The sequence below is a fragment of the Nocardia arthritidis NBRC 100137 genome (assembly GCF_001612765.1).
Taxonomy (GTDB): Bacteria; Actinomycetota; Actinomycetes; order Mycobacteriales; family Mycobacteriaceae; genus Nocardia; species Nocardia arthritidis.
The window spans coordinates 226173-232557 of the sequence record NZ_BDBB01000007.1 but is presented as its reverse complement, the minus strand read 5'-3'; the positions used below and the strand labels follow the sequence as shown (position 1 = coordinate 232557).

The 6385-nt window shown below is 73.7% G+C and carries 2 protein-coding genes and 1 pseudogene; 1 reads left to right on the top strand and 2 read right to left on the bottom strand.

Annotation, left to right across the window (positions count from 1 at the left end):
• Together NA8_RS07765 and NA8_RS07760 are read right to left on the bottom strand one after the other, a co-directional pair.
• Window positions 1-1704 (bottom strand): annotated as a pseudogene (locus NA8_RS07765) (LuxR C-terminal-related transcriptional regulator); the annotation flags it as partial.
• Complete coding sequence (locus tag NA8_RS07760; RefSeq protein WP_063049656.1) at window positions 1697-3469, bottom strand: Hsp70 family protein; 1773 nt, start codon at window positions 3467-3469, stop codon at window positions 1697-1699. The pseudogene NA8_RS07765 and the gene NA8_RS07760, both read right to left, overlap by 8 nt.
• Before the next feature lie 298 nt (window positions 3470-3767).
• On the opposite strand from NA8_RS07760, the gene NA8_RS07755 reads away from it, so the two are divergent.
• Window positions 3768-6374 (top strand): IniB N-terminal domain-containing protein, encoded by a 2607-nt coding sequence (locus NA8_RS07755; RefSeq protein ID WP_063049655.1) that lies wholly within the window; start codon window positions 3768-3770, stop codon window positions 6372-6374.
• The last annotated feature ends 11 nt before the right edge of the window (window positions 6375-6385 follow it).

The window sequence follows — 6385 nt, the reverse complement described above, 5'->3', positions numbered from 1 at the left end:
GAGCGCGGCCACGGTGGCCGCGGCGGCGCGCTCGTCGCCGCCGAGCATCGCCGTCCAGGCCGCGAGCACGTCGAGCTGATGGCAGCGCAGCCCGCTCGCGGTGGCCCGCCGCAAGGCGTCCTGAGCGCGGCGGGGCTCGCCGGTGCCCAGCGAGAGCAGGGTGGCGATGGAGGCCGCCGTGCACGGCAGGAAGCGGTCCACGCCCGCGTCCGCGTGCGCGGCTTGCACCAGCGCGGATACCGCCGCCGCGGTGTTGTTGCCGGGTTCGATGGTGTCCGCGAGCGCGGTCGCGACGAGCCGCGCGTGCGTACCCGCCTCGGTGGGCGGCCACTTCGTCGACGAGGAGGACATCTCCCTGGCGCCCGCCACGTCGCCCGCCAGGCACAATACCGTGGCGCCGACCGCCCAGTCCGGGCCGACCCGGTGCCCGCCGAGCCAGGTGTACAGCTGCGCCGCGCGACCCACCAGACCGCGTCGGGTGAGCACCGCCGCGCAGATCCGCACCGCCGTGGCGAGTTCCGCGCCGGTGCTGCCCGAGCGTGCCAGCATCGGCTCGGCCAACCGCATGGCGGTGTCGCCGTCACCGGTCCGTGCCGCGGCCTCGGCCCAGCGTAGCGCGATCAGATCGAGTTCGGCTCCGGCGGCCGCGGCGGCGGCGTAGTAGCGAACCGCGTCGCCCGCCTGCTCCGCTGCGCCGACGAGGAAGTCGGCCAGACGAGGGTCCCGGACGCCGGACTCGGCCAGTTGCAGCGCGGTGCGGTCGCGCAGCAGGCCCGCCTCCAACCGGGCGCCGAGCAACCGGCGCTCGACCGCGACGAACCTACGGTCGCCGAGCAGCGTGCGCAGGGGCGCGACGGCCGGTTCCAGCAGCAGGTCGGCATCGGTCACCAGGGCGCTGGCCCTGGCTCGGTCGATGAGATCCTGCGCGACGGACTGTTCCACGCCGAGCACCTCGGTGAGCTCGCTGGAATCCAGACCCGTGCCCGTGGTGGCCACCACCAGGGTCTCCAGCAGGTCGGGCTCGAGGTTGTCCAGCAACCCGCGCGCCCACGCGGCGACGGCCGTATCGACGGCGGAGATGCCCGCGTCCAGCCGTGCCGAGCAGGCGGCGGTGAGCGCGGCCACCACCCCGCCGCGGATACCGGCGGTCTGCAGGTGGATGTGCTGAGCGACCTGGCGCGGCACCATCATGCCCAGTTCCCTGGCGAACGGCGCCATGTCCGCGACCCCGAGCGGGCGAAGGTCCACGACGCGACCGCGCCGGGCGACCGCGTCGGCGAGCAGCCGCAGACGTGGGTCGTGCGGGCGGGGCTGGGCGGCGATCACCATCGTGCGATGCCCGGATTCCACCGCGGCGCAGAGATATTCGAGATCGAGCCGACCGAGCGTATGGGCGTTGTCGATGATCAGGGCCGGGCGGGCGGTATCGGTCGTCACGCCTGCCGCGCCGCCCGCGACCGTGGCCGGCGTGCGGGTCAGCGAATGCGCGCTGTTGCGCGCGTGCGCGTGCTGGAGAGCCGCGAGGTCGTCCTGCAGCGGGACGCCCCGGGCGCGCAGGCGGGCCCGGATCTCCGCGAGCAGTGTCGACTTGCCGGTCTGGGACCGGCCGCGGATCAGGTAGACCACCGGCTGGTCGTCGGCGGAATCCAGATCACGGAAGATGTCGCGGGCGCACGGGAGGGTGTCGAAGGCGGTATCAGCCACCGGAGCCTCCCAGGATCTCGCCGGGAGCGCGAAGCACCGTGCCGAGGGTGTCGCCCAGCACGCCGGTCGGCAGGCTCGGCGCGGTGGGCTGGGTGGGCCGCGGCTGCTGCTGGGTGGGCGGCGACGGGTTGGTAGGCGCCGGTGCGGGCGCGGGAGCGGGAGAAGGCTGCTGGGATTGCGGTTGCGGCGCGGGTTGCGGCGCCGGGGAGTCCGCGGCGGGGGCGGGGGCGGGTTGATCGGGACTCTGCTCGCTGTTCACCACCGCCACGGTGGTGCCCTGCGCCGGGGACGTGGGCGAACCGGCCTGCGGCGTCCCGGTTCCAGGCCGCCCGGGGGAACTCGCGGAGTCCGTGGCGGCGACGCCGGACGGGTCGCTCGTCCGCGCTCCCGTCGTCGCGGCGACCTGTGCGGCGCCGGTGGGGGACTGCTCGGTCGAGGCGGGAGTGCTCGGGCCGGACTGGATGCCCGTGCCGATGGCGAGGGTGCCGGTGGCCAGCAGGCCGATAGCGGCCGCGGCGCCCGCCACGACCGCGAGGCGCTGCCTGCTGGTCAGCGCGCGACGGCGAGCGGGGCGTTCCTCGGGCAACGCCGCGAGACCCGCCGAGGGGAGCGCTCTGGGCTGCGGCACGGTCTCGTCCTCGGTCACCGGATCGACCAATGGGAGCTGGTCGGTCTCGGCGGTGAGCAGATCGGCGGCCAGCAGCGCGGCGCCGCGGGCGGTGGTGTGCTCCGGGACGGGAGCCGCCACGACGGGCAATCCGAACTCGGTGGAGACGAGTTCGGCGACCAGGGGGATGGCGCCGCCCCCACCGGTGAGCAGGACCCGGCCGACGTCGCCGATGTCGAGCCCGGCCCGGTGCACCGCGTCGCGGATCAGGTCCATCGCACTCGACAGTGGTCCACGCAGCAGGTCTTCCAGTTCACCGCGCACCAGCCGCACGGTGCCGTGCGGATCCGCGGGGTCCAGCCGAACCGGAACAACCGTCGCGGTATTTATGGAAAGCTCTTCTTTCGCTTTTCTGCAGCGCTCACGCAAAGCCGATAATTCGCGTTCCACGATCGGATCGAACGGATCGAAATCCGCGGCGAGCACCGCATTTGCCAGGACATAGCGCATGGTCAGCAGATCGAATTCGGCGCCGGCGACGTCGGTGTCGCGCAGCGGCGTGCCCAGCAGGCTGGCGTGCTCGCCGGTGCGTACCACCGAGACGGTCGAGCCGGTCGCGCCGAGGTCGAAGACGATCACCGCGCCGCCGTCGTCGGTCCTGGCGTGCGCGGCGTCGAGCCAGCGGATCGCGGCGGTCGGCTCCGGCACCAGGGTCACCTCGCCGAGCCCGGCTCGCTCCAGGGCGTCGCGCTGGATGTCGACGGTGTGCCGCGACCACCACGCCGGGTGGCAGGCGACCGTCGCCTGGGCGCCGCTTCGTCCCGTCTCGGCGGCGATCTCGTCGACCAGGCATCCGATCGCGGTCGCCACCAGGTCGGGCGCGGAATAGGAGGAGCCGTCCTCGGCCAGGATGCCGACCGGGTCGCCGACCCTGGCGAGGAAGCCTTCCAGCAGGACGTCGCTGGAATGGCGGCCGGCGGAGCGCGCGCCCGCGCCCAGTGTGGGCGCCATGTCCTCCGACAGTCGCAACACGCTCGGATGCGAGCGTAGATAACCGCCGCCGGACGGGCCGAGGCCGTCGTCGCCCTCTTCCGTTGCCGCCACGGCGACCGAATTCGACGCCCCGACAGTGATGCCGAGCGCCAGGCGCTGTGTCATTCGAGAACCCCGTTCGAAAAACTGTCTGGTCCGGTGTCGCTGCTGTGTGTCCGAGCTGGTGCGCTGGGCGTTGTAGTTGCCGACGCAACCGTTCTGTCGGTTGCTGGCCATCAGCCGTTACCTCGTTAGGGGATCGTTTAGGGAAATTCCCCTAATTCCGCTCCCGCCCCTATCGGGTGCCCCCGGCCGGTCGTAGGGGTTCGCCCCGTTTCGGCGTAACGGGATGCGCTCCTAGCGTGATTTGCATTCCAACGACTGCGGATCAGTGAGGTCCGCCGGGACTCAGGAGAAGATTCTCATGACACCCAATGCGATTCTGGAGTTCATCCTCGATCTGCTGCGGAACCACGAGGCCGCGGTCGCTTACTGCGCCAACCCGACCCAGGCGCTGGCCGCCGCGGGCCTGAGCGCGGTGACGCCGGAGGACATCGCCCTCTGCGCTCCGATGGTCGCGGAGTCGGCGCTGGTGACCGGCGGTTCCCAGTTGCAGTCCATCGTGGCGGCAGGCGCGCAGACGGGTGCCGCCGCCGCGGTCGGCGCGGCGAGCACCGTGGGTGCGGCGGCGGTGGCGGATGCCGGAGTCGACCTGGGTGCTGATCTCGGAGTGGACCTGGGCGGGGGCGCGGGTGGTGGCGTCGACCTCGGTATCGGTACGGGCGTCGACGTCGGTGCGGGCCTGAACACCGCGATCGACACCGGGCTCGAGCTCGGCGCGGGTCTGGGCGCGGGACTGGCCGCGGGGCTCGACGCCGTGGTGAACGCGGGCGCCGACCTGTCCGCCGCCGTGGGCGGCCTGCTCGGTGCGGGCGCGCAGGTGATCAGCGGCATCGGCGGGGGTATCGAGCTGGACACCGACGCCGAAGGCGCGGGAAACATCGGGACCGGCCTCTCCACCGGTATCGACGCGGCAGTCGGCGCGGGTGCCGGACTCGGCGCGGGCCTGGAAGGCGCGGTGGACGCGGCGGCGGGCCTGGGTGGCGGGCTGGAGGGCGCGGTGAACGGGGCAGCGGACCTCGGCGCCGGACTCGGCGCTGGATTGCAGGGTGCGGTGGACGCGGCGGCCGGCTTGACCACGGGTGTGGATGCCGTGCTCGGCGCCGGTGCGCAGGCGGGCGCTGGTCTCGGCGCGGGCCTGGGCGGCGTCGTGGATGCGACGACCGGTTTGACGACCGGGCTCGGCGCGGGCCTGGAAGGTGCGGTGGACGCGGCAACCGACCTGACCGCGGGCCTCGGCGGCGGCGCGCAGACAGGCGCCGACCTCGGCGCCGGTGTGGGGGCGGGCCTCGAAGGCGCTGTCGGCGCGACGACCGGGCTCGCCGCGGGTCTGGAAACCGCCATCGGTGGCGCGGCGAACATCAGCACGGGTCTCGGCGCTGGTCTGGAAGGCGCTGTGGGAGGCGCGGCGGATATCAGCACCGGCTTGAACGCGGGCCTCGAGGGCGGTCTGGGCGCGGCGACCGACGTGAGCGCGGGGCTTGGCACGGGTCTGGAGGGCGCTGTCGATGCGACCACGGGCCTCGGCGGTGGTCTCAGCGGTGCCATCGATGCGACGACCGGTTTGACGACCGAGCTCGGCGCCGACTTGGCGGGCGCGGTTGGTGGTGCGGCGGACGTCACCACGGGTCCGGGTGCAGCGCTCGGAGGTGCCGCCGGTGCGGCGACTGATCTGACCGCAGGTTTCGAGAGCACGGTGGGTGGCGCCGCGGACCTCTCCTCCGGTGTGAGTGCGGGGCTCGGGGGCGCTGTCGACGCGACGACAGGCTCGGGTGCGAGCCTCGACGGCGCTGTGGACGCCGCGAGCGGTCTGACCGCGGACCTCGGTGCCGCTGGGCAGGCCGGTGCCGGGATTTCCACCGGACTGCACGGTGCGGCCGACGCGGGTGCGCAGATCGGTTCCGGTCTCGAGACCGGTCTGGGCGGCGCGCTCGGCGCCGCGGGCCAGGCGACGGCCGGGCTCACCGGCGGAATCGACACCGCGGCACAAGGCTCCGGGAATGCGGCGGCCGGACTCGGAAGCAATTTCTCCTCTGCCGTCGGCGGTGCCGGAAACCTGGGAACGCAAGCGTCGGCGGGTCTCGAGACCGGGCTCGCGACGGGTCTGGGCGCGGCCGTGAGCACCGGAGCGGAGCTCGGTGGCGGACTGGAGAGCTCGCTGAACACCGGCGGGCCGGTCGGCGCGGGCGTGGAGAGCGGGCTCGGCGGGGCGCTCGATGCAGGGGTCCAGGGCGCGACCGGACTCGAGACGGGCTTGTCCACCGGCCTCGGCGGTGGGCTGTCCACCGGCGGGGACGCTGCGGTGCACGCTGGGACCGGCCTGGGCACGGGACTCACCGGCGCCCTCGACGCGGGTGCGCAGGCGGGTGCCGGACTGGGTTCGGGTCTGTCGGCTGGGCTGGATGCGGGTGCGCAGGCAGGTGCGGGTCTCGGTTCGGGTCTGTCGGCTGGGCTGGATGCGGGTGCGCAGGCAGGTGCGGGTCTCGGTTCGGGTCTGTCGGCTGGGCTCGATGCGGGTGCGCACGCGGGTGCCGGGATCGGCTCCGGTCTCTCGGCCGGAATCGACAGCGCGGTCGGTGCGGGGGCCGGCTTGGAGAGCGGCCTGTCCTCGGGCCTCGACGCCACGGCCGGTCTCGGCGGTACGGCGCAGTCGGCCGTCGGCGGCACGGCAGACGCGGGCGCCGGAATGGCGGGTTCGGCGCACGGCGCGGTGGACACCGGCGCGGGTCTCGGCGGCAGTGTCGGCTCGACCGCGCACACCTGGTCCTCGCTGGACGTGTCGAGCGCCTTCGGGTCGGGCCTGGACAGCGGCGGCGACACCGACTCGGGCCTGTTCGGGGAGAGCCACGCCAGCACGGAGTTCGGTGGTTCGGCGGGCGCCGACCTGGGTGGCGATACATTCCTGCACTGACAGTTGCCCGG

What these genes read in the sequence shown, in the direction of transcription:
- NA8_RS07760 (WP_063049656.1), bottom strand. Translation starts at nt 3,469, where the DNA reads ATGACACAGCGCCTGGCGCTCGGCATCACTGTCGGGGCGTCGAATTCG.
- NA8_RS07755 (WP_063049655.1), top strand. Translation starts at nt 3,768, where the DNA reads ATGACACCCAATGCGATTCTGGAGTTCATCCTCGATCTGCTGCGGAAC.